Origin of the sequence: Floricoccus penangensis (assembly GCF_001832885.1) — a bacterium.
GTDB lineage: Bacteria > Bacillota > Bacilli > Lactobacillales > Streptococcaceae > Floricoccus > Floricoccus penangensis.
The window spans coordinates 1-492 of the sequence record NZ_MKIQ01000012.1; the positions used below are offsets into that span (position 1 = coordinate 1).

The 492-nt window shown below is 45.1% G+C and carries 3 tRNA genes; all 3 read right to left on the bottom strand.

Annotated elements, in window-relative coordinates:
• Nucleotides 1–175 precede the first annotated feature (175 nt).
• A tRNA-Met gene (locus tag BG262_RS03200) sits at nt 176–249 on the bottom strand.
• 9 nt (nt 250–258) lie between these two features.
• Nucleotides 259–348: transfer RNA gene (locus BG262_RS03205), tRNA-Ser, on the bottom strand.
• A gap of 5 nt (nt 349–353) precedes the next feature.
• Nucleotides 354–425, bottom strand: a tRNA-Glu gene (locus tag BG262_RS03210).
• Nucleotides 426–492: the final 67 nt, after the last annotated feature.

The window sequence follows — 492 nt, forward strand, 5'->3', positions numbered from 1 at the left end:
TCAATCCATTGCTCTACCAACTGAGCTACCGAGCCATAGTGGCGTTTACCGCTCTTACCTATATTTATAATTACTTAAAATAGATTAATACTTCGTTGACTAGTATCAATGAACAACAGTTCCATCAGCTACTCGTCGCCTAGTCTTATTTCTATTTTAATCAACTATATAAGTATTGCGGGAGCAGGATTTGAACCTACGACCTTCGGGTTATGAGCCCGACGAGCTACCTAACTGCTCCATCCCGCGATATTAAAAAGGAGGATAAGGGATTCGAACCCTTGCACGCTTTTACACGCCTGACGGTTTTCAAGACCGTTCCCTTCAGCCGGACTTGGGTAATCCTCCAAAAATAGTCCGTACGGGATTCGAACCCGTGTTACCGCCGTGAAAAGGCGGTGTCTTAACCCCTTGACCAACGGACCATTTGATTATAAGAGAGCTCTCTCTGCTCCGGCAGTAGGACTCGAACCTACGACATCATGATTAACA